The organism is Paractinoplanes deccanensis (assembly GCF_016862115.1).
Taxonomy (GTDB): Bacteria; Actinomycetota; Actinomycetes; order Mycobacteriales; family Micromonosporaceae; genus Actinoplanes; species Actinoplanes deccanensis.
In genome coordinates this window covers 1-20,705 of sequence record NZ_BOMI01000214.1, presented here as the reverse complement: position 1 = coordinate 20,705, position 20,705 = coordinate 1, and the positions used below count along the sequence as shown (strand labels likewise).

At 72.6% G+C, this 20,705-nt stretch carries 16 protein-coding genes and 1 pseudogene; 8 read left to right on the top strand and 9 right to left on the bottom strand.

The genetic code is table 11. The features are described 5' to 3' along the window. Nucleotides 1-153 carry a hypothetical protein gene (locus Ade02nite_RS50170; RefSeq protein WP_239169624.1) on the bottom strand — a complete coding sequence of 51 codons (153 nt, stop codon included), beginning with the start codon at nt 151-153 and terminating at the stop codon, nt 1-3. Here Ade02nite_RS50170 and Ade02nite_RS50165 point away from each other — a divergent pair. Continuing rightward, nucleotides 104-884: pseudogene (locus Ade02nite_RS50165) on the top strand (phosphotransferase family protein). The gene Ade02nite_RS50170 and the pseudogene Ade02nite_RS50165 sit on opposite strands and share 50 nt — an antisense overlap. Nucleotides 885-919: 35 nt before the next feature. Here the strand turns inward: Ade02nite_RS50165 and Ade02nite_RS48170 are convergent. Continuing rightward, nucleotides 920-1,891 (bottom strand): ArsR/SmtB family transcription factor, encoded by a 972-nt coding sequence (locus tag Ade02nite_RS48170; protein WP_203778170.1) that lies wholly within the window; start codon nt 1,889-1,891, stop codon nt 920-922. Between the two features lie 65 nt (nt 1,892-1,956). On the opposite strand from Ade02nite_RS48170, the gene Ade02nite_RS48165 reads away from it, so the two are divergent. Then, nucleotides 1,957-3,288: an MFS transporter gene (locus Ade02nite_RS48165; RefSeq protein ID WP_203778169.1), complete on the top strand. Its 1,332-nt coding sequence runs from the start codon at nt 1,957-1,959 to the stop codon at nt 3,286-3,288. A 116-nt stretch (nt 3,289-3,404) separates the two neighbouring features. On the opposite strand, the gene Ade02nite_RS48160 is transcribed toward Ade02nite_RS48165, so the two are convergent. Further along, nucleotides 3,405-3,797 (bottom strand): hypothetical protein, encoded by a 393-nt coding sequence (locus Ade02nite_RS48160; RefSeq protein ID WP_203778168.1) that lies wholly within the window; start codon nt 3,795-3,797, stop codon nt 3,405-3,407. A 213-nt stretch (nt 3,798-4,010) separates the two neighbouring features. Here Ade02nite_RS48160 and Ade02nite_RS48155 point away from each other — a divergent pair, with 213 nt between their 5' ends. Both Ade02nite_RS48155 and Ade02nite_RS48150 read left to right on the top strand, forming a co-directional pair. Then, entirely contained in the window at nt 4,011-4,319 is a 309-nt protein-coding gene (locus Ade02nite_RS48155; protein WP_203778167.1) for a hypothetical protein, read from the top strand. Between the two features lie 68 nt (nt 4,320-4,387). Beyond that, the gene (locus Ade02nite_RS48150; RefSeq protein WP_203778166.1) at nt 4,388-4,993 is read left to right on the top strand and encodes a TetR/AcrR family transcriptional regulator; all 606 of its coding nucleotides are present in this window, start codon (nt 4,388-4,390) and stop codon (nt 4,991-4,993) included. On the opposite strand, the gene Ade02nite_RS48145 is transcribed toward Ade02nite_RS48150, so the two are convergent. Continuing rightward, nucleotides 4,917-5,774, bottom strand: a complete 858-nt coding sequence (locus Ade02nite_RS48145) for a class I SAM-dependent methyltransferase (RefSeq protein WP_203778165.1) — start codon at nt 5,772-5,774, stop codon at nt 4,917-4,919. The two genes, Ade02nite_RS48150 and Ade02nite_RS48145, sit on opposite strands and share 77 nt — an antisense overlap. 263 nt (nt 5,775-6,037) lie before the next feature. Then, a complete protein-coding gene (locus Ade02nite_RS48140; RefSeq protein ID WP_239169623.1) occupies nt 6,038-10,993 on the bottom strand; it encodes a diguanylate cyclase in 4,956 nt (1,651 codons plus the stop codon). Between the two features lie 106 nt (nt 10,994-11,099). Between Ade02nite_RS48140 and Ade02nite_RS48135 the strand changes: the two genes are divergently transcribed. From Ade02nite_RS48135 to Ade02nite_RS48130, 3 genes are all read left to right on the top strand, one after another. Continuing rightward, the gene (locus tag Ade02nite_RS48135) at nt 11,100-12,680 is read left to right on the top strand and encodes a methyl-accepting chemotaxis protein (protein ID WP_239169622.1); all 1,581 of its coding nucleotides are present in this window, start codon (nt 11,100-11,102) and stop codon (nt 12,678-12,680) included. A gap of 27 nt (nt 12,681-12,707) precedes the next feature. Continuing rightward, on the top strand, nt 12,708-12,839 hold the full coding sequence (locus tag Ade02nite_RS50560; protein ID WP_275410005.1) for a hypothetical protein: 132 nt from the start codon (nt 12,708-12,710) through the stop codon (nt 12,837-12,839). 85 nt (nt 12,840-12,924) lie between these two features. Further along, nucleotides 12,925-13,920, top strand: coding sequence for a glutamate-cysteine ligase family protein (locus Ade02nite_RS48130; protein WP_239169621.1), 996 nt, complete (start codon nt 12,925-12,927; stop codon nt 13,918-13,920). Nucleotides 13,921-13,974: 54 nt separating this feature from the next. Here the strand turns inward: Ade02nite_RS48130 and Ade02nite_RS48125 are convergent, their stop codons facing one another. The 3 genes from Ade02nite_RS48125 to Ade02nite_RS50160 form a co-directional block, all read right to left on the bottom strand. Further along, nucleotides 13,975-16,338 (bottom strand): ATP-binding cassette domain-containing protein, encoded by a 2,364-nt coding sequence (locus Ade02nite_RS48125; RefSeq protein WP_203778162.1) that lies wholly within the window; start codon nt 16,336-16,338, stop codon nt 13,975-13,977. 66 nt (nt 16,339-16,404) lie between these two features. Beyond that, the gene (locus Ade02nite_RS48120; protein ID WP_239169620.1) at nt 16,405-16,908 is read right to left on the bottom strand and encodes a CBS domain-containing protein; all 504 of its coding nucleotides are present in this window, start codon (nt 16,906-16,908) and stop codon (nt 16,405-16,407) included. Nucleotides 16,909-16,961: 53 nt separating this feature from the next. Continuing rightward, on the bottom strand, nt 16,962-17,720 hold the full coding sequence (locus Ade02nite_RS50160; RefSeq protein ID WP_239169619.1) for a TetR/AcrR family transcriptional regulator: 759 nt from the start codon (nt 17,718-17,720) through the stop codon (nt 16,962-16,964). A gap of 121 nt (nt 17,721-17,841) precedes the next feature. Here Ade02nite_RS50160 and Ade02nite_RS48110 point away from each other — a divergent pair, with 121 nt between their 5' ends. Further along, a complete protein-coding gene (locus tag Ade02nite_RS48110) occupies nt 17,842-20,028 on the top strand; it encodes a glycoside hydrolase family 3 C-terminal domain-containing protein (protein WP_203778161.1) in 2,187 nt (728 codons plus the stop codon). Nucleotides 20,029-20,147: 119 nt separating this feature from the next. On the opposite strand, the gene Ade02nite_RS48105 is transcribed toward Ade02nite_RS48110, so the two are convergent. Continuing rightward, nucleotides 20,148-20,705, bottom strand: a 558-nt coding sequence (locus tag Ade02nite_RS48105) for a GNAT family N-acetyltransferase (protein WP_239169618.1), incomplete at its 5' end; no start/stop codon positions are given.

The following is a 20,705-nucleotide window of genomic DNA, read 5'->3' as shown; positions in this document are numbered from 1 at the left end:
TCAGCCGTCCGCCGGCGAAGCCAGATAATCGTCCAGCTTCTCCGCGAGCATGCGCAGCCGAGCCACCGTCGCGGTCACCTCGCACTCGTTGGGAACGTCCACCGTGGTGCGGCTCGAATCGGAGGACGGCGAGCGTACAGTGCTGCGGCTCATGACGAAGGAGCCGTGGCGCACGTACAGCGAAGAGCTCTTGCATCGTGAGGCCGCGACCCAGAGAAGGCTCGCGGCCACAGCGATCCCGGCGCCACGGAGTCTCGGGGCCGATCCGGCCGGCGACGAGGCCGGCGCGCCGGCCCATCTTATGTCGTGGCTACCCGGGCGGCTACGACTCGATTCCGCGGCGGCCGAGGTGCTGGACGGGCTGGCACGACTGCTGGCCGAGATCCCACTGGGTCGACGAGAGGCCGCGGACTTCCAGTTCGTGGGCGATCCCGGCCAAGCGAACAGTTCCACGATGGACGGCACAGCCACTGTTGTGGGAGCGCGCGTTTCGGCTCCTGGAGCAGCCGGCGCCGACATACCGGGGTACGTTCCTGCATAGGGATATTCATCTCGGAAATGTGCTGTGGCAACACGATCAGATCAGCGGCGTGGTCGACTGGGTCGAGACATCGTGGGGCCCGGCATGGCTCGACGTATCGCACGCGGCGACGTATCTGGCGATGCTGCACGATGCTGACGCCGCCACCCGCTTCATGACCGCTTGTCGCCGACGGTCAGGCGGGCCGATCGACGAGGATCGCTACTGGACCGTCATGGACATCGTCGGCTACTTGCCCACCCCGGCCAAGGTCGCCACACCGTGGCGCGACTGCGGCCTCGACATCAGCGACACACTCGCCCAGCGACGACTCGAGGAGTGGCTCACGCAGGTCCTCGCCTGAGCAGCGAGAGCGCCACCCACCTTCGCGGCATTGGCCTAGCCGGCGAGGGCGTCGCCAAGCTCCGTGCGCCGGTAGAGGACCGTGCGCCCGTCGCGGGCTCGTTCGACCAGGCCGGCCCGGTGCAGCACGGCCAGGTGGTCGCCGACGGCGCCCACCGCCATGCCGTACGCGCGGGCCAGCTGGCTGGTGCCGGCGGGCTCGGCGAGGGTGACGAGGAGCAGCGCGCGTGACCGGCCGATGAGCGCCGACAGGTGGTCCGGGGGCTGGGGTGGGCCGTGTTCGAGCAGGGTGCCGACGCCGCGTGCCGGGTACACGATCGCCTTGGGCCAGGGCGCGTCGGCGTAGACGGCGATGTCGGGCCACACGAACACCGACGGGACGAGCAGCAGCCCCTCGCCGTCGAGCCTAGTCATGCCACCCGAGCGGCCGACTAGATCTATGCCGCCGTCGCGCCAGCGGACCTTCGGGTGCAGCCCGGAGAGGGCGGCCTCCCAGCCCGAGCGGCTCAGCTCGCCGGAGCGGTGCACGATGTCGCGCTCGCAGAGCAGGCGCAGGCGGGGCCAGTCGTCCGCGAGCAGGACCGCCCACGCCTCTTCCAGCTGGACGGCCAGCCGCTCCACCACGTCCGCCGCCGCGAGGACCTCGCGCGCCGCCGGTGTCGCGTCGGGGCGCCGGGCGACATAGAACGCGACTTCTTCTCGTACGGCCTGAATCGGCGCACCACGAAGCGCCAGCAGGTCGTCCTCGATCGTCTGGCCGTGACGCCGCGGCGGCGGCGTGAGGAACGTGGCCCCGGAGCGGGGCAGCCGCAGCGTGAGGATCGCCTGCATCGCGGGCGCGTCGCACAACCGCTCGAAACGCGGCCGCAGCCGTTCGAGCCAGGCGGCCGGCACGCCTTGCCTATGCGGCCCCGCGAGCGCGTGAATAAGTTGATGCAGGTCGAAGGCCGGCGAGGGCGCGAACCGCGTCCGCAACAGGTCCTCGGTGCCGACCAGGAATCGTCTCACCACCCGACCTTACGTCCCTGAGCGAAACACTCGCCGCGCTACGCGGGTGGCCGCAGGCTCATGGCATGACTGTCGTCGACCGCCCGGCCACCTACCGCGAGGTGTTCGCGGAGCCGTCCTTCCGCGCCCTGTTCGTCGCGCGGACCCTCGCGATCGGCGCCACCTCGCTGCAGATCTTCGCGCTCTCCGTGCTGGTCTACGCGGGCACCGGCTCGCCGCTGTTGAGCGCGCTCGCCTTCGCCGCCGGCTTCCTGCCGCAGTTCGCCGGCGGCCTGCTCCTGGGCTCGCTCACCGACCGCCTTCCGCCGCGACGACTCATCACCATCGGGTACGTGGTGGAGGCCGCCCTGGCCGCACTGCTCGGCCTGGCCCACCTCCCGGTCGCCGCAAGCCTGCTGTTGGTGGCGCTGGTCGCCTGCGGCACACCGATCTTCGCGGGCGCGGCCGCCCGTGTCATCGCCGAACGCCTGACCGGCGACGCCTACGTCCTGGGCCGCGCCGTGTCGAACATGTCATCATCGGCCGCCCAGCTGCTCGGCTTGGCCGCTGGCGGCGTCGCGGTCGCCGCGGTCGGAGCCCGCCCGGCCCTGCTCGTGGCCGCGGTTTGCTTCGCCATCGCCGCAGCCGCCGCCCGCTTGGGCCTCCCGGCGCCCACCGCCCCCGAGCCCTCAGCACCGGTCAGCTCGCCAGCACCGACCGACCGCGAGCCCACCGCCCCCGAGCCGGGCGCCCATGCCCGTATTCCGGACCCGGACCATCCGGCGGCGGCCAGAGACGACCTTCCCGCCTCCGCTCGTCCCGAGGGAGCGGTCGATCGACCGGGTACGGTCCGCGACAGCTGGGCGGGCACTATCGCGCTTCTTTCCGACCGGACGATCCGGCGCCTGCTGCTGGTGCAATGGGTACCCTCCGCCCTGGTGGCCGGCGCCGAGGCACTGCTGGTGGCCTACGGCGCGGGGCGCGGCTTCCCGGCGGGCGCGGGCGCGATCCTCATGGGCGCACCGGCCGTCGGCATGCTGCTGGGCAACTTCGTGGTGGGGCGGTTCCTGCGTCCGAGCCTGCGTGAGCGGTACGCCGCAGCGTTCGTGCTCGTGCTCGGCGTGCCGTTGATCGCGCTGCTTGCCGCCCCGCCGCTCCCGATCGTCGTGGCGCTATTGGTGCTGGCGGGCACGGGATACGCCTACGGCTTGGGCGTGCAACGAGCATTCCTGGAGGCCGCGCCACCGGACCGCCGAGGCCAGCTGTTCGCCCTGCACTCGACGGGCCTGATGGCGCTGCAAGGCGTCGGCCCGCTGGTGCTGGGAGTGCTGGCCGAGGCCACGTCGACCACGGTCGCGATTGCCGTGGCCGGGCTCGCGACGGCGGTCATCGCTCCCGCCCTGCGCCGCTCTTCCTGACGCACGCATAGACCGATTCAAGCGCCGACGTTGTGGTGCACGACTATTCACGATGGTCCACAGACGAACCCATCCGTACAGGCGTTATCCACAGGCGAGCCAGCTCGTGCATCGGTCTATTCACCGGCGACCGGCTCATGCAGACGTGCGTTCACCGGGGAACGACCGAGACGCGAAGCCGCTTTGCGAGACGTGACCAAGGCTGTCAGGGCGAGACCCACCTGGGCGGCCGGCACGGCCACGGCGAGCGGAGTGAAACCGCCCGCTGCCGCGTGCATAGCTGTCATCACGATGGCCAGCACGACAAGGTCCCGCCAGGCGGCGCCATCGCTGGGCCGGCGCCACAGATGGACACCGCAGCGGGCGCAGACGATCGACAACAAAAGCAGGCCGGCGGAGAGCACGAGGCCGTGACCCGCATGGTGACCCGCGAGGGCGAGATGCCAGACCGCGCCCAGCACACCGAGCACCGCCGCGGCGCGGGCCGCCCAGGCGGGCGCTCCCGTCATAGCGGGCGCCCGCGAACCCACGGCCCACTTCCCGTCCGTGGCCCCGAACCCACGGCCGGCTCGTCGTCGCGTGCCCGCCAACACAGGCCCCGGTCCGTCATAGTGCGTGGCCACGAACGCACAGCCCACCCCGCCGTCGCGCATGCCCACAGATCCACGGCCCGCGCCGCCATCGTGGGTGGCCATGGACGCACGGCCGGTCCGTCATCGCGGGTGCCCGCCGACCTGCGGCTCGCCCGCAATCGCACGCCCGACGACCGACGGCTCACCTGCAAGGGCATGCCCGACGACCGACAACTCACCTACAACCGCACGCCCGACGACCGACAACTCACCTACAACCGCACGCCCGGCAGCCGCCAGCTCGCCTGCAATCGCGCGCTCGGCGGCCGACGACTCGCCTGCAATCGCGCGCTCGGCGGCCGCTTGTGGGCGGCCGGCGCCGCGGGGCTGGATCATGGGCGACAGTGTGCCACGGCACACATCATTGAGCGAGTGCTCGAAAACGACGGATCCGTGTAACCTGCCTCGATTCGGGAATGCGGGCCTTCCCCGTTGCCCCGACGCGACACATCGAGGAGAGCAGTTCGTTGCCCAAGATCGTCGACCACGACCAGCGCCGCAGTGACATTGTCGAGGCGTTCCTGTCGGTGGTCGCCCGCAAGGGCCTGCCCGCGGCGACGAGCCGCGCCATCGCGGCCGAGCTCGGCGTGGGCACGGGGGCCCTCTGGCATTACTTCGACGGGTTCGACGCGGTGACCGCCGCGGCCTATCAGCGGGTCTTCGAGCGCACGAACGAGCGGATAGCGGGCGCCTCGACGGGCCGCCGAGGGCTGGCGGCACTGGACGCGATGATGCGCGAGATCCTGCCGCTGGAGAAGGAGACCCTCGACGAGGCCCAGGTGGTGGTCGGCTTCTGGGGCCGGCTGGCGGCCAACGACAAGCTCTCCGCCGGCGAGGCCGACGTCAGCGAGCTGTGGGGCGGGCGCCTGCGCACCCACCTGCACGAGGCGGTCGAGGACGGCGACCTGGTCCGCGGCACGCCGGTGGACGGCATCGTCGACCTGCTGCTGTCGCTTGCCATCGGCCAGCAGGTCCACGCGGTGATGGGCACGCCGCTCACCGCCCCCGCCCGCCAGCTGGCCCTGATCGAGCACTGCCTCGCCCCGTGGCGCCCCGCGGCCCGCCGCGAATAGGCGCCGACCAGCCGCCCGCATCTCGCCCCTGGCGGGGCGCCGTGACCAGGTACGCCGCCGCCTCTATCCACACGCCGTCCGGACGCTGCCTTTCGGCGAACGCGGCCTCGATCAGCGAGCGTGCCCGAGCGTTGCCGGCGGCCAGATCGCGGACCAGGGTGCTTTCCATGGCGTACGCCGTCACGTCCGCCACGTCGTCGCCGAGGCGCGCCGGCTCGTGGAGCGCCTGCACGCGTACCCCGTGGTAACCCGCCGATGTCAGCGTCTGCCTGATCCACACCGGATCCGCGAACGGGTCCTCGGCCGGTGGGGCGCCCAGCGCGCGCAGCGGGAGCGCGAAGACCTCGTTGACGAGCGCGTCCTGCCAGCACAGGAAGGCGAGCCGGCCGCCCGTGCGGCGCAGGTTGCGGAACGCGGCTACGGGATCGTCGAAGAACATCACGCCGAAGCTGCTCACCACCACGTCGAACGCGCCCAGCGGGTCCACTTGGGCGTCTCCGCGCACGAAGCGCACATTGCCGGCCTCCGCGCGCCGCGCCTCCCGCAGCAGCGGCTCGGAGATGTCGATCCCCACCACCTCGCGCGCCGTCCGGGCCAACGCGACGCTCGTGTCCCCGCACCCGCAGCCCACGTCGAGGACACGCTCACCGGGCCGCACGGCCGCCGCCCGGTAGAGGTGCGGGAGGAGCCGCTCCCGGACGGCCGCGTGCCGCTCCCGCGAGGCCAGCCACCGGCGCGCGGACTCGCCGTTCCAGCGCTCGGCCTGCCGCTCGTTGACCATGCCACGGCTCCTCAGTGATCGCCCCACCGCCGTCACGGCGCCGACAAAGCCACCCCGATGCCCGCAAAGCCACCCCAGACCCGGCACAGCGCTCGCAAAGCCACCCACACCCAGCACCGCGCTCGCAAAGCCACCCACACCCAGCACGACGCCCGCAAAGCCCCGCCCCACACCCAGCACAACGCCCGCAAAGCCGCCCGAAACCGGCATGTTCGGCGCCGCGACCGGCTCACCGGGCGCATCAGGCAGTTGTACCGCTCAGGTCAGGAGAGCGCCACGCGGTTACGCCCAGCGTCCTTGGCCCGGTAGAGCGCGTGATCCGCACGCGCAAGGATCTGGTCGAGGCTTTCCCCAGCGGCGAGCTGGGCCAGGCCGACGCTGATGGTCACCGGAATGGGGCCGGCGGCGGTGGGAACGGGCGTGTCCGCAACGGCGCGGCGCATGCGCTCGGCGAGGCCGGGGGCGTCGGCGTGGTCGGGCAGGACGACGGCGAACTCCTCGCCCCCGTAGCGGCCGAGCACGTCGGAGACCCGGATGCTGTCGTGGACGCGGCTGGCGACCGCGCGGATGACCTCGTCGCCGACGGCGTGGCCGTACGTGTCGTTGATGGCCTTGAACTTGTCGATGTCGAGCATGGCGGCGGCGAGCGGGTGCGCGGACCGGGTGGCGACGTCGACCAGGGTGCCGGCGAGGGCGTGGAAGTGGCGGCGGTTGTGCTGGCCGGTCAGCTCGTCGGTGGTGGCGAGCTCCTGGACGCGGCTGAACAGCCACGCGTTGTCGTAGGCGGTCATGCCCTGGGTGGCGAGCGCCGAGGCGAGCTGCACGGCGGAGTCGTCGAAGGCCGCGCCGCTCAGCAGCACGACACCGGCCCGGCCGGTGCGGCACTGGAGCGGCACGGCGAGCTCACCGCCCGGCAGGAGCGACGTCTCTGATATGTCCGGTACGCCCAGGGGAGACACGGGGTGGGAGGGCGGCGCCACCGCGATCACCTCGCCTTCGACGATCAGGTGGGAGGCTGTGGCGCCGGTCTGGGTGTGCAGCGTCGTGAAGAGCCGGCGCAACAGCAACCCCGGATCGTGAATGCTGCTCAGCTCCGACAGCGACGCCCGCAACGTCTCCGCGAACGCCTGCTGCCGCCGGGCCGTCTGCACGGCCAGGTGCAGCTGCGCCGAGCGGGCCGTCTCCAGCGACACCGCCAGGTGGCTGCTCACCGCGGTCAGCACGTCGATGTCGTCCGAGGTGAAGACGCCGCGCGCCATGCGGCTGTCCATGTAGATCACGCCGAGCGTGGTGCCCTTGAAGCGGACCGGCACCACCAGGATGCTGCGCAGGCCGTGCTGCACCGCGCTGCGGGAACCGTGCGCGGCGCCCTCGTCCGTGCCGCTCAGCACGAGCGCTTCACCCGACGCCGCGACGCGGCGCACCAGGGTCGAGGCGTACGGGGTCTCGGCGCAGCCCGCGTACGGCACCGGCTCCCCCGCGTCGTCGAGCAGGAAGAACAGCGCCCGTTCCGCGCCCAGGATGCGCAGCAGCTCGTCGAGGGTGACGCGGGCCAGCTCGACCGGGTCGAGGATGTTCGCCGCGGCGGCCGCCACCTGCTGGAGGACGTCCAGCCGGCGACCGCCCGCCCGGTGGTCGACCGCCGTGACCCGGGCCGTGCCTCCGCGCTCCACCCCGAACTCGGCGCGGGCCTGGCGGCGGCGCTGGTCCCAGCCGTACTGCGTGGCCAGGGCCATGGCGTGCCGCGCCTGGCGTTCCGCCTCGTTGTCCTGGCCGAGCGCCCGGAAGGCGCGAGCCCGGAAGCGCGCCACCTCGAAGTGGATCAGCGGCGCGTCGGCCGTGCGGGCCACCCGTTCCGCCTTGTCGCACCAGTCGATCGCGCGGGCGTTGTCGCCCTCGAAGACGGCCAGGGCCGCCTCGCCGATGAGGTAGCCGGACTCGAGGATCGGCGAGTACTTGCGGACGCGGCGCAGGTCGGCGACCGCCGCGCGGGCCGCCGCGAGGCGGGCCGGGCCGGGGTCGAGCCGCATCTGCGCCATCCGGCCGTGCGACTGGAAGGTATAGATGAGCTTGTGCTGCGTCATCAGATCGCGGTCGCGCAGACCGAGAGCCTTGAACTCGCCGATCAGCGCATCGAACGCGGGACCGAACTCGCCCTCCTCGACGGCCGCGCAGGCGGCGGCGACCAGGATGTTGGCGCGCTGCACCGGCGAGTACGAGTCCGTGGCGCGCAGCGCGGCGAGCGCCTTCGCCGCCTCACCCGGCCGGCCCTCCATCGCCGGGATCATCACCCCGAGCATGCTGAACGAGGTGCCGTTGGCCGTCGCCGGGTCGGCCAGCACGGCGAGCCCGCGCTCGTATTCGGCGCGTGCCTCCTGCACATACCCGCGCAGCAGCAGGCGCAGGCCGAGCGTGGCGTGCCCGGGCAGCAGCTGCGCCGGGCCGTACCAGCGGCGGTGCCGGGCGATCGAGGCCATCCAGGCGCTGCCGTCGTCCCGGGCGCCGAACAGCAGCCCGCAGCCGCGCAGCCATTCCACGTACGCGACCAGCGCCGGATCGTGCAGCGCGGACGCCACGCGGGCCGCCCGGTCGAGGCATCGCGCGGCCGTCCCGGGCAGCCCGACCACGTACGCCACGTAGCCCAGCAGCCCGTAGATCCGCACGTACTCCGGGCCGGCGCCGAGCCGGTTCACCGCGTACACGGCCCGCATCGCCAGCATCCCCGCCTCGCGCAGGCGAAGTCCCACCGCCGCGGCGAAACCCCCGGCGTCCAGGACCGCCGCCAGCAGGGCGAGTTCCTCACGCCGGCGGCCCCTCGCGCTTCCATGACCCCAGGGGGTACGCCGGACGAGCGCGCCGGCGGCCGCGATCGCGAGGGTCGGCGCGACCCGGGGCAGCGGCCGGCCCAGCTCCGCGAGCGCCCGCCCGGCCGCCTCCAGCGCCTTGTCGTCGGCCCACACGGTGTGGTGCAGCTCGACCTCGGTGATCAGCAACCGGACCCGGGCGTCCCGGCCGGTCTCGGCCGCCAGCGCCCGGGCGATCGTCGCCCCGCAGTCGGTGAACCGCCCGGCCCGCAGGTAGGCCACCGCGAGCGGGTGCAGGGCCTCGGGCAGGCCGGGCGCCGCGTCCTCCAGGTAGCCGATCGCCTCGTCGGCGGCCAGGTCCTCGAGGGCGCGCAGGCCGGCGGCGAGCGCGCTGGCCCGCCGTCTCGCCTGCGGCACCAGGTCGCCGGCCTCGCGGTGGTGGCGCGCGAGCGCGTACTCGTGCCCGGGGTCGCGCAGCCGCTCGGGCAGGCTCTCGCGTTTGGCGGCCAGCGCGGCGTGCAGCTCCCGCACGGGCAGGCCGGCCAGCAGCGCGTCGCGCAGCAGCGGGTGCATGAAGGCGTACCAGCCACCGCCCTCGGCCTGCACGATGCGCCGCTCGACGGCGTCGGCGACCGCGGCCACCACCCGCTCGGGCTCGCCCGGCAGCGTCTCGGTGCGGAAGCGGGGACCGGCGAGCGCCGCCAGCACCAGCACCTCACGGCCGGCGTCGGGCAGGCCGTCGAGGCGGGAGGCGAGCAGCGCGCGCACGTCGTCGGCGGCCGGCAGCTCGGCGGCGCCGGCCTCGTCGAGGCGCCACACGCCCCACAGCGGGCTGAGCAGACCCGCGTCGATCAGCCGCCAGAGGTACGCGACGACGGCCATCGGCGAACCGCCGGTGCGGTCGGCGACGTGCCGGGTCAGCTCGGCGGTGACCGTGGCGCCGGGCAGCCGGGAGGCGACCAGCTCGTCGACCGCCTCCCTGGCCAGCGGCGAGCAGGTGAGCACGAGGTCCGCCTGCGCGTGCCTGCCGTCCTGGCCGGTGAGCACCACCAGCAGCGGCAGCGACGGCAGCTCGGGCGTGAGCCGGGCGAGCACCTCGCGGGTGCCCGCGTCGAGCCATTCCGCGTCGTCGAGCAGCAGCAGGAGGCCGCCGCTGCGGCGGGCCAGGTCGCCGAGGAACGCCACCACGGCCGCGATGCCGGCCTCCTCGCCGCCGCCGGTGTCGCCGATCAGCTCGGCCAGGCGCGGCGAGAGCCGCGACAGCAGCGCCGCTCCGGAGGCGGCCGCGGCGGCGCGCAACTGGCCCTCGGCGGCGGCGCGCTCCGGCGCGGGCAGCCACCGCAGCGACTGGAGGTAGCCGTCGACGGCCGCCCGGAGCGCGGCGAGCGGCCCGGCCGCGTCGGGCTGGCCGGCGGCGCGCAGCACGGGGAAGCCGGCGGCCGGCACGGTCGCCTCCTCGGCGAGGCGGCTGCGGCCCGACCCGGACGCACCGCGGATCATCACCACGCCGCCGTGCCCGGCGCGGGCGCGTTCCCAGCGGGCGGCGAGGGCCTCGCGCTCGGCGTCGCGGCCGCACAACGGCCAGCGGCCGGCCACGGGCAGCTCGGCCGCCTCCCCGCCGGGGCAGCGGCGCAGGTCGGCGAGGAGCGCGGCGGCGTCCGGGTAGCGGTCGTCGGGGTCCTTGGCGAGCAGCCGGGAGACCACGGCGGCGAGCTCGGGCGGGACGCCGTCGGTGGCGGCCAGGTCGGGCACCGGGGCGACCAGGTGCATCCGCAGCAGCTCGCCGACGTCGCCCGCCTCGAACGGCAGCCGCCCGGTGAGGCATTCGAAGAGCACCACGCCGAGCGAGTAGAGGTCGGAGCGGCCGTCGACCGGGCGCTTGAGCATGCCGGACTGCTCCGGGGAGGCGTACAGGAACGTGCCGACCGCGCGGTCCTCGCCCTCCTCCCCCTCGGGGCCGAGCAGCGCCAGGCCGAAGTCGATCAGGCGGGCGGGACGGCCGGGGACCAGGATGATGTTGCCGGGCTTCACGTCGCGGTGCACCAGGCCGACCCGGTGCGCGGCGGCGAGACCGCGGGCGAGCTGGGCGGCGATCTCCACGGCGCGCTCGGGGCCGAGCGGGCCGGCGGCGAGCTGGTCGGCGAGCGGGCCACCGGGGATGTACTCGAGCACCAGGGCGGGCACGCCGTCGAGCAGGCCGACGGCGTGCACCCGGGTCACGGCGGCGTCGTCGACGCAGGCCAGCAGCGCGGCCTCGCGCCGGAACCCGGCGATCATGTCGGGCGCGGCCTTGGCGGGACGCTTGAGGGCGTACGGCTGCCCCTGCCTGACCGCCCGGTGGACGGTGGTGGAAGCGCCTCGGCCGAGCTCGTCACCGACCTCGAGGCCGGACAGCTCCACCGCGGTGTACCTCACCAATGACCCATCGGCCCCGACCGGCGCGACTTGACGAAAACGGCGCGCTCAGGCGGCGACGGCTCCTGCCGAACGGGCCTTTGTGACGTTCGTACGCCGTTTGCGCTTGCGGAGCAGGCTCGCCGCCTGTTTCACCCTGGTGATGGTGTTGCTCGGCGTGGTGGTGGTGATCGGTGTGGTCGCGCTGCACGAGCAGTCCGAGTCGGCCGAGAAGATGCGCACGCTCCAGCGCCTGATGCATCAGGTGGACGAGCAGAAGTTCTACAACGGCGACATCTCCGGCTGGCAGATCGCGTATGCCTGGGACGTCTACCGGCTCGGCTACGCCACCGCGGTCAAGCCGACCACGGACAACCGCGCGGGCTTCCTGGCCGACAAGGAGAAGATCACCGAGCTGGTGGCGTCCATGTCGACCGGCGCGATGACCAGCGGCGAGAAGGAGATCTACGACCAGATCACCGAGCAGTGGAGCCAGTACTGGGAGGCCGACGACAAGATCGTGGCCGCGTTCGCCAAGAACGACGTCGCGGGCGGCAACGCGATCATCCTCGGTCCCGGCTACGAGATCTACTTCAAGATCGTCGAGCTGACCGACAGCCTGGTCCAATCGGTGACGGCGCGGGCCGAGGCGACGGCGACCGACGCGCAGAGCGACGCGGCCGCGGCCCGCACGACGATGCTCATCGGCTTCGCCCTCGCGGTGGTCGCGGCGGTGCTGCTGGTGCTCATGGTCACCCGCAGCGTGGTCAACCCGCTGTCGCAGGTGGTGGTCGCGCTGCGCGGTCTCGCCGGCGGCGATCTTTCGGTGCGGGTGGGCGACAGCTCCGGCGACGAGGTCGGCGACATGGCGCGCGCGACGGACGCGGCGGCCGAGGGGCTGCGGCAGACGGTGACCGGCATCGGCCAGGACGCCCGCGAGCTGGCGGCCGCGGCGGACACGCTCTACCGGGTCAGCGGGCAGATCGACGGGGCGGTGCAGAGCGCGTACGAGCAGGCCGACATGGTCGCGGGCACGGCCGGCGGGGTGAGCGGCAACGTGCAGACGGTAGCGGCCGGCGCCGAGGAGATGGGCGCGTCGATCTCCGAGATCTCCCGCAACGCGGCGGACGCGGCCGGTGTGGCCTCGTCGGCGGTGACGGCGGCCCGCGACACCAGCGCCACCATCAACCGTCTCGGCGAGTCGTCGGCCGAGATCGGCAGCGTGATCGGCACGATCCAGGCGATCGCGGCGCAGACCAACCTGCTGGCCCTGAACGCGACGATCGAGGCGGCCCGCGCCGGCGAGCTGGGCAAGGGCTTCGCGGTGGTGGCCTCGGAGGTCAAGGACCTGGCGCAGGAGACCGCCCGCGCGACCGAGGAGATCTCGCAGCGGATCACGGCGATCCAGGCGGACACCGGCGAGGCGGTCGCCGCGATCGACGGCATCAGCCAGATCATCCAGCAGATCAGCGACTACCAGACCACCATCGCGTCGGCGGTCGAGGAGCAGAGCGCCACGACGGCCGAGATGAACCGCGGGGTCAGCGAGGCGGCCGAGGGCGCGACCGACATCGCCCGCGGCATCGACGGTGTCGCCCGCAGCACCGCGACCAGCCGCGAGGCCGTCGGCGAGGCCACGCAGGCGGCCGGCGCGGTCAACACCCTGGCGGAGCGCCTGCGGACGGCGGTGGACCGCTTCACCGTCTGACCGGAGGCCGGGCGTACGGTTGCGGTCGTGCTTGATCTTCTGCTGTTCGCCGGCATCCCGCTCGCCGTGGTGGCCCTGGTCTTCGCGCTGGTCTTCCTGACAACGCCGAAGCCGAGCAAGGAGCCCATCACCAAGCCGGTCCAGGACGACCCGGCGTAATCCGCCCGTTCGGGCCGTTCGGCCAATGCCTATCACGCAGATAGGATTGATATGCTCCTCGGATTCCCGACCCGAGCGAGGCACCGTGACGACCCTGACGGAGCAGACCGCCGAGCTGCTCATCGCCGCCCACGCCTTCGATCCGGCCACCCCCGGCTTCGTCGGCGCCACCCTCGACCTTCCCGTCACGGCGGCCCCCGCCCAGCGGGTGCCACTGCGCCACGGCTTCCTCGACCCCCGATCCCCCCACCTCGCCACCGTCAGCGGCCCACCCTCCCCGGGCCTCGCGGCGAGCCTCGCGCGCATGAGAGACGACCTGGCAGCGGCGCAGACCCACTGCTCACAGTCCCCCTGCTCACCGCGCGCCGGCGCGGGCGGTGTCCGGGTCGCGCTGGAGGCGGGTCTCGACGCGGCCGGGCCGCTCGGGCTGGCGGGGCGGTGGACCCTGGCGCACACGCTCGCGCCCGTCCTGGCCGCGGCCTTCGCCAACTCGCCGCTGCTCGGCGGCGAGCCCAGCGGGTGGCGCAGCGTCCGCCAGGCACGACACCGAGAGCTGCCGGTGCTGCCCGCCGCCGCCGATCCTCGGCGGGCCTGGGCGTCCTTTGTGCTGGACGCGGCGGGGCGGGACGGGCGGACCTTCCGCGAGCGGGCGCGCTCCGGCGAGCGCCCCCGGCTGGCCGATCTGGCCGAGCACGTGGACGCGCTGCGGCCACCGGTCGCCGCGCGCGGGCATCTGGAGATCGACGTCGCGGACCGGCAGCCCGGCGACGGCTGGCAGGTCGTCGTGGCGGTCACCAGCGTGCTGCTCGACGACCCGCGCGCCGCCGCGGCCGCAGCCGGGATCACCGCTCCGCTCGCGGCCGAGCCGGGGCTCTGGGAGCGCGCCGCGCGCGACGCCCTCACCGACCCCGTGCTGGCGACCGCCGCGCGCGAGTGCTTCGTCACCGCCTACGGCGCCCTGGGCCGGCGCGGCGAGAGCCGCGAGCTGCGGGACGCCGTCGCCGAGTTCACCGAGCGTTACGTGATGCGCGGCCGCTGCCCGGCCGACGACGTGCTCGACCGGGCCGCGGCCCGCAACTAGCTAGCCGGCCCGGCAAGGGGGCAGGCGGCCCCGGGCAGCCGGACCGGCGGGAGCTCAGGCGCCCACGTAGTCGGCCAGGTGCTGGCCGGTCAGGGTGGAGCGGGCCTTCACCAGCTCCTCCGGCGTGCCCTCGAAGACGATCCGGCCGCCGTCGTGGCCGGCGCCGGGGCCCAGGTCGATGATCCAGTCGGCGTGGGCCATGACGGCCTGGTGGTGCTCGACGACGATCACCGACTTGCCGGAGTCGACCAGGCGGTCCAGCAGGCCCAGCAGCTGCTCGACGTCGGCCAGGTGCAGGCCCGTGGTCGGCTCGTCGAGGATGTAGACGTCGCCCTTCTCGCCCATGTGCGTGGCGAGCTTGAGACGCTGCCGCTCGCCGCCGGAGAGCGTGGTGAGCGGCTGGCCCAGGCTCAGGTAGCCGAGGCCGACGTCCACCAGGCGTTCGAGGATCTTGTGGGCCGCCGGGATCTTCGCGTCGCCCTCGCGGAAGAACTCCTCGGCCTCCTTCACCGACATCGCGAGCACCTCGCTGATGTCGCGGCCGCCGAGCTTGTAGTCGAGCACCGACGCCTCGAACCGCTTGCCCTCGCACACCTCGCAGGGCGTGGCGACCGTGTCCATCACGCCCAGGTCGGTGTAGACGACGCCGTTGCCCTTGCAGTTGGGGCAGGCGCCCTCGGAGTTGGCGCTGAACAGGGCCGGCTTGACGCCGTTGGCCTTGGCGAACGCCTTGCGGATCGGCTCGAGCAGACCCGTGTAGGTGGCCGGGTTGCTCCGCCGGGAGCCACGGATCGCGCTCTGGTCGATCGTGACGACACCCTCGCGCGGCGACACCGAGCCGTGGATCAGCGAGCTCTTGCCCGAGCCGGCCACGCCGGTGACGACCACGAGCACGCCGAGCGGGATGTCCACGTCGACGTTCTGCAGGTTGTGCAGCGCCGCACCCCGTACGGCCAAGGAGTCCTGGGAATTGCGCACCGACTCCTTGAGCGACGCCCGATCGTCGAGGTGCCGGCCCGTGAGGGTGCCCGACTTGCGCAGGCCGGCGACCGTACCCTCGAAGACGATCTCGCCGCCCGCCGAGCCGGCGCCGGGACCGAGGTCGACGACGTGGTCGGCGATGACGATCGCCTCGGGCTTGTGCTCGACCACGAGCACGGTGTTGCCCTTGTCGCGCAGCTGGAGCAGCAGCTCGTTCATGCGCTGGATGTCGTGCGGGTGCAGGCCGATCGTCGGCTCGTCGAAGACGTACGTGACGTCGGTGAGGCTGGAGCCGAGGTGGCGGATCATCTTGGTGCGCTGGGCCTCGCCGCCGGAGAGCGTGCCCGAGGGCCGCTCGAGCGACAGGTAGCCCAGGCCGATGCCGACGAACGAGTCGAGCGTGTGGCTCAGCTTGTCGAGCAGCGGCGCGACCGACGGCTCGTCGAGGCCGCGCACCCACTCGGCGAGGTCGCTGATCTGCATCGCGCAGGCGTCGGCGATGCTGATGCCTTTGATCTTCGAGGAGCGGGCCGCCTCGCTGAGCCGGGTGCCGCCACACTCGGGGCAGGCGGTGAAGGTGGCCGCCCGCTCGACGAAGGCGCGGATGTGCGGCTGGAGCGCGTCGATGTCCTTGGACAGGAACGACTTCTGGATCGAGGGGATGAGGCCCGCGTACGTGAGGTTGATGCCGTCGATCTTGACTTTGGTCGGCTCGCGGTGGAGGAGGTCGGCGAGCTCCTTCTTGGTGTACTTCTTGATCGGCTTGTCCGGGTCGAAGTAGCCGACGCCGCGGAAGATTCGGCCGTACCAGCCCTCCATCGTGTAGCCGGGGATCGTGATCGCGCCCTCGTTGAGCGACTTGTTCTCGTCGTAGAGGGCGGTGAGGTCGATGTCGTTGATCGAGCCGCGGCCCTCGCAGCGCGGGCACATGCCGCCGGTGATGCTGAAGGTGCGCCGCTCCTTGACGGTCTGGCCGCCCTTTTCGAAGGTGACGGCCCCGCCGCCGGAGATGGAGGCGACGTTGAACGAGAACGCCTGTGGCGAGCCGACGTAGGGCTTACCGAGGCGGCTGAACAGGATGCGCAACATGGCGTTGGCGTCGGTGGCCGTGCCGACCGTGGAGCGGGGGTCGGCGCCCAGCCGTTCCTGATCGACGATGATCGCCGTGGTCAGGCCGTCGAGCACGTCCACGTCGGGACGGGCCTGCGACGGCATGAAGGCCTGCAGGAAGGCGCTGTACGTCTCGTTGATCAACCGGCGGGACTCGGCCGCGATCGTGCCGAACACCAGCGAGCTCTTGCCCGAGCCGGAGACGCCGGTGAACACCGTCAGGCGGCGTTTCGGCAGCTCGACGCTGACGTCCTTGAGGTTGTTGGCACGCGCGCCGTGCACACGGATCAGGTCATGACTGTCCGCGGCGTGCTTCGCGGGGCTCATCTCGTCTCCAACTCCATGGCGGTCACGGTAGTGGCGGCCGGGGGCTCCGCGCTTCTCGATTACTGATCAGGTGCGTTCACCGGTGATGTAGCCGGCGAGGCTGCTGCGCTCGGCCTCGAGCTCGTCGATGCGGAACTTCACGACGTCGCCGATGCTGACCACGCCGTGCAGGGCACCGTCCTCGATCACCGGTACGTGGCGGAAGCGCCGCTCGGTCATCAACCGCTCGACGTCCTCCACGAGGGCCGTTCGGGTGACCGAGCGTACCTGTGCGGTCGCGATCGACGCCACCGGCTCCGTGAGCACGGCGGCCCCGCGAGCGGCAAGTGCCCGCACCACGTCGCGCTCACTGACGATGCCCTCGACGGAGCCGCCCTCGCGCGACACGACGGCCGCGCCGATCTTGTGTTCGGCGAGGACGGTGAGGAGCTCCGTCACGTCCGCGTCGGGTGACACCGTCACCACGCGATCGCCCTTGACTCGGAGAATGTCGCTGATACGCATCGTCGCCTCCCAGGTCCACGTGTCACGCCGGGCCTGCGCCGCGGCGGTCGACCGGACCCTCGCCACGGTGCGGGGCATACGCCTAGATGCCGTTATTCACGACGTGATGTCAAGAGTCCTCAGGAGATCTCCTTCTCCCGAAAGATCCGCTCCGCCGCCGCGTCCCACGCCGCGACGAGATCGACGGTCGCCGGTTCCCGGAGCCACTGCATCTGCAGGCCGTCCATCAGCGCGACGACCTGCCGCGCAAGCGCCTGATCCCCCTCTACGAGATCAGCAAAGGCGGCCACGGTACGCCGCTCGCGCCGCCGGAAGTACTCGTGCGCCGGATGCCCGGGCGCCAGCGACTCCGCCTCCAGCACCGCGAACAGCCGCACGATCTCCGGTTGCCGCACGTTGCGCCGCACGATCGCCGCGCAGAGCTCCCGCAGCCGTCCCGCAGCGCCGTTCGGCTCCCCCGCGCCGGGCCCGCCGGCCCCCTCTCCCCGCGGCCCCGCATTTGCCTTTGCGGCCGGCCCACCCACCTCCTTGCCCGGGTCCTCACTTGCCTTTGCCGCCGGCCCGCCCACCTCCTCGCCCGGGCCCTCACTTGCCTTCGCGGCCGGCCCGCCGGCCAGCCCGCTCATCCCCTCCGTGCCCGCTATCTCGGACATATCCGATTTATCGCGTTCCTCCAGGACGGCGACGAGCAGGCCCTCCTTCGTGCCCACGTGATGCAGCAGTCCCGGCACGGTCAGCCCGCACCCGTCCGCCACGTCCTGCATCGACAGGCCCCAGAAGCCGTGCTCGGCGATGAGCCGCGTGGTGACCTCGATGATCTGCCGGCGGCGCTCGGCCGCCGGCAGCCGCGCCCGGTCCCGCCGGTATGGCTGCTCCATGTCTCTCCCTTGTCCTCCCAAGATCCTACGACTACCTTCTACCTAGTAGGTACTCAGTAACCCTCGCCCCGTCCCCCTTCTTGGGAGACTTGTCCGGGTAGAAGCCACCGAAGGGACAATCGTGGAACTCACCGATCAGGCCGCCATCACCAGCGGCAGCGCCTTCTGGACGTCCACGGCGGCCGGCGGAGTCCCGCAGATCACGCTCACCGACGGTCCCCACGGCGTGCGCATGCAGAGCTCGGACGAGGACATGCTCACCGGCCGCCCCGCCACCTGCTTCCCGCCCGCCGTCACCTCAGGCTCGACCTGGGACCCGCAGCTGCTGCGCCGCATGGGCGAGGCCCTCGGCGACGAGTGCCGCGCGATGGGCGTACAGGTGCTGCTCGGTCCTGGCATCAACATCAAGCGCACTCCCCTCGGCGGGCGCAACTTCGAGTACTTCTCCGAGGACCCGCTGATCAGCGGCGTGATGGCCACCGAGTGGGTGCTCGGCCTGCAGAGCCGCGGCGTCGGCGCCTCGCTGAAGCACTTCGCGGTGAACAGCCAGGAGACCAACCGCATGACGATCAGCGCCGACGTCGACGAGCGCACGCTGCGCGAGATCTACCTGCGCGCCTTCCAGCGGGTGGTGACTCGCTCGCAGCCGTGGACGGTGATGTGCTCCTACAACCGCATCAACGGCGTGCACGCCTCGCAGAACAGGTGGCTGCTCACCGACGTGCTGCGCGGCGAGTGGGGTTTCGAGGGCCTGGTCGTCTCCGACTGGGGCGCCGTCGTCGACCGGGTGGCCGCCGTGCACGCCGGCCTCGATCTCACGATGCCCGGCCCCGACGAGGCGGGCGACGCCGCGCTCGTCACCGCCGTGCGCGATGGCTCGCTCGACCCCGCCGACCTCACCACCTCGGCCGACCGGGTGGCCGCGCTGGTGGCCAGGTCGACGCTGGAGACCACCGAGGGGTACGACGCCGCGGCGCACCACGCGCTGGCCCGCGAGATCGCCGCCCGGGGCATCGTGCTGCTCAAGAACGACGGCGCCGTCCTTCCGCTCACCTCCGGCCAGTCGATCGCCGTGCTCGGCGAATACGCGCGCACCCCCCGCTACCAGGGCGGCGGCAGCTCCCAGATCACCCCGACCCGTCTCGACGACGCGCTCACCGAGATCACCGCGTCCACGTCCGCCGCGGTCACTTTCGCCCAGGGGTACGCCGCCGACGACAACGCGGTCGACGAGGCGCTGCTCGCCGAGGCCGTCACGGCGGCGTCGAACGCGGACGTGGCGCTGGTCTTCGTCGGCTCCAAGCAGGAGACCGAGGGCGCCGACCGCGACGGCCTCGACCTGCCGGCCGCACATCTCGCTCTGGTCGAACGGGTGGCAGCCGCCAACAACCGCACGATCGTCATCCTGTCGAACGGCGCGGTCGTGCGCACCAGCCCCTGGGACGCCGCGGTGCCCGGCCTCGTCGAGGCGTGGCTGCTCGGCCAGGCCGGCGGCGGCGCGGTCGCGGATGTGCTGTTCGGCCGGGTCAACCCGTCGGGCCGCCTCACCGAGACGATCCCGCTCAAGCTGGCCGACCACCCGTCGTTCTTCGACTTCCCCGGCGAGGCCGGCCACGTCCGCTACGGCGAGGGCCTGCACGTGGGCTACCGCGGTTTCGACGCCCGCGAGCAGGAGGTGTCCTATCCGTTCGGCTTCGGCCTGTCCTACACCTCTTTCGAGTACGGCATGCCGACCGCATCGGTCACCGACAAGGGCGTCGAGATCACCGTCGACGTGACGAACACCGGCGACCGCGACGGCCGCGAGGTGGTGCAGGTCTACATGGAGGTCATCGGCTCCCGGGTCCGCCGAGCCCCCCGCGAGCTGAAGGCCTTCGCCAACGTCCCGATCGCGGCCGGCGCCACCGAGACGGTCACCCTGCAAATCCCCCGCGAGGACCTGGCCTACTGGGACGAGCGCCTGTCCCGCTGGATCGTCGAGGGCGGCGAATACCACTTCGTCGTCGGAGCCTCGTCCCGCGACCTGCGCGGCGCCGTCCTGGCCACCATCTCCGAGGACGAGGGCGCCCGCTGGCCCTTGACCGCCGACTCCACCATCGCCGAGTGGTTCGCCGACCCACGCGGCGCCGAGCTTTTGACGAAGGCCTTCGCCGACGCCGCCTCCGCCGGTGGCATCACCGCCCAGGCCACCGACCCCGGCATGCTCCAGCTGCTGGGCGGCCTCCCCCTCAACCGCATGGGCATGTTCCCCGGCAGCCCCTTCTCCCAGGAGCACGTCGACGCCCTGGTCGAGGCCGCCAACAACTAGCCCCGAGCCGGCGCGGCACCGCACCGCCCAGCCCGGGCCGCCCCGGCACGGCTAGACCTGGCTCCGCACCGCGATCCGACCCGGTGCGGGCATGCTCGGTGCCGGCGTGCTCGGTGCGGCTACGGGCCGTGCCGGGCGTCGCGGACCATGCGGATCTCACGCACGCCGTCGTCGCCCTGGGCCGTGCCGTCGGGCACAAAGCCGTGCTTGCGATAGAACGCCTGCGCGCGCGGATTGGGGTCGGCCACCCACAGCGCCACCGCCTCACCGGGCTCGACGACAGCTTCGAGAAGTGCCCGCCCCGCACCCGTACCGTGTTCAGCGGCATGCACATAGAGCACGTACAACTGCCACGCCCAGGCCGGCTCCGCATCCAGGGGCGGCCCCGACATGGCAATGCCGATCATCTCCCCGTCCCGCTCGGCCACGGCAACGCGATTGTCCCGATACCGTTCGTCCGTCAACGCCACAGTCCAGAACCGCTCCCTGGCAGTGACGAGCCCAGGATCATCGAGGACCTCGTCGCGCATGCGCCCCCGATAGGTCTCCCGCCAGCAGCGGACATTGACGCGCGCCATCCGCGCGGCGTCCTCGGCCCGAGCGACACGCACCTTGAATCCGGCCCCCATGCCCGGATCGTAGGCCCCGCCCCGGCCTTCTTCTCTGTTCAGGCCCGT

What these genes read in the sequence shown, in the direction of transcription:
- Ade02nite_RS50170 (WP_239169624.1), bottom strand. Translation starts at nt 153, where the DNA reads ATGAGCCGCAGCACTGTACGCTCGCCGTCCTCCGATTCGAGCCGCACC.
- Ade02nite_RS48165 (WP_203778169.1), top strand. Translation starts at nt 1,957, where the DNA reads ATGACTGTCGTCGACCGCCCGGCCACCTACCGCGAGGTGTTCGCGGAG.
- Ade02nite_RS48160 (WP_203778168.1), bottom strand. Translation starts at nt 3,797, where the DNA reads ATGACGGGAGCGCCCGCCTGGGCGGCCCGCGCCGCGGCGGTGCTCGGT.
- Ade02nite_RS48145 (WP_203778165.1), bottom strand. Translation starts at nt 5,774, where the DNA reads ATGGTCAACGAGCGGCAGGCCGAGCGCTGGAACGGCGAGTCCGCGCGC.
- Ade02nite_RS48125 (WP_203778162.1), bottom strand. Translation starts at nt 16,338, where the DNA reads ATGAGCCCCGCGAAGCACGCCGCGGACAGTCATGACCTGATCCGTGTG.
- Ade02nite_RS50160 (WP_239169619.1), bottom strand. Translation starts at nt 17,720, where the DNA reads ATGGAGCAGCCATACCGGCGGGACCGGGCGCGGCTGCCGGCGGCCGAG.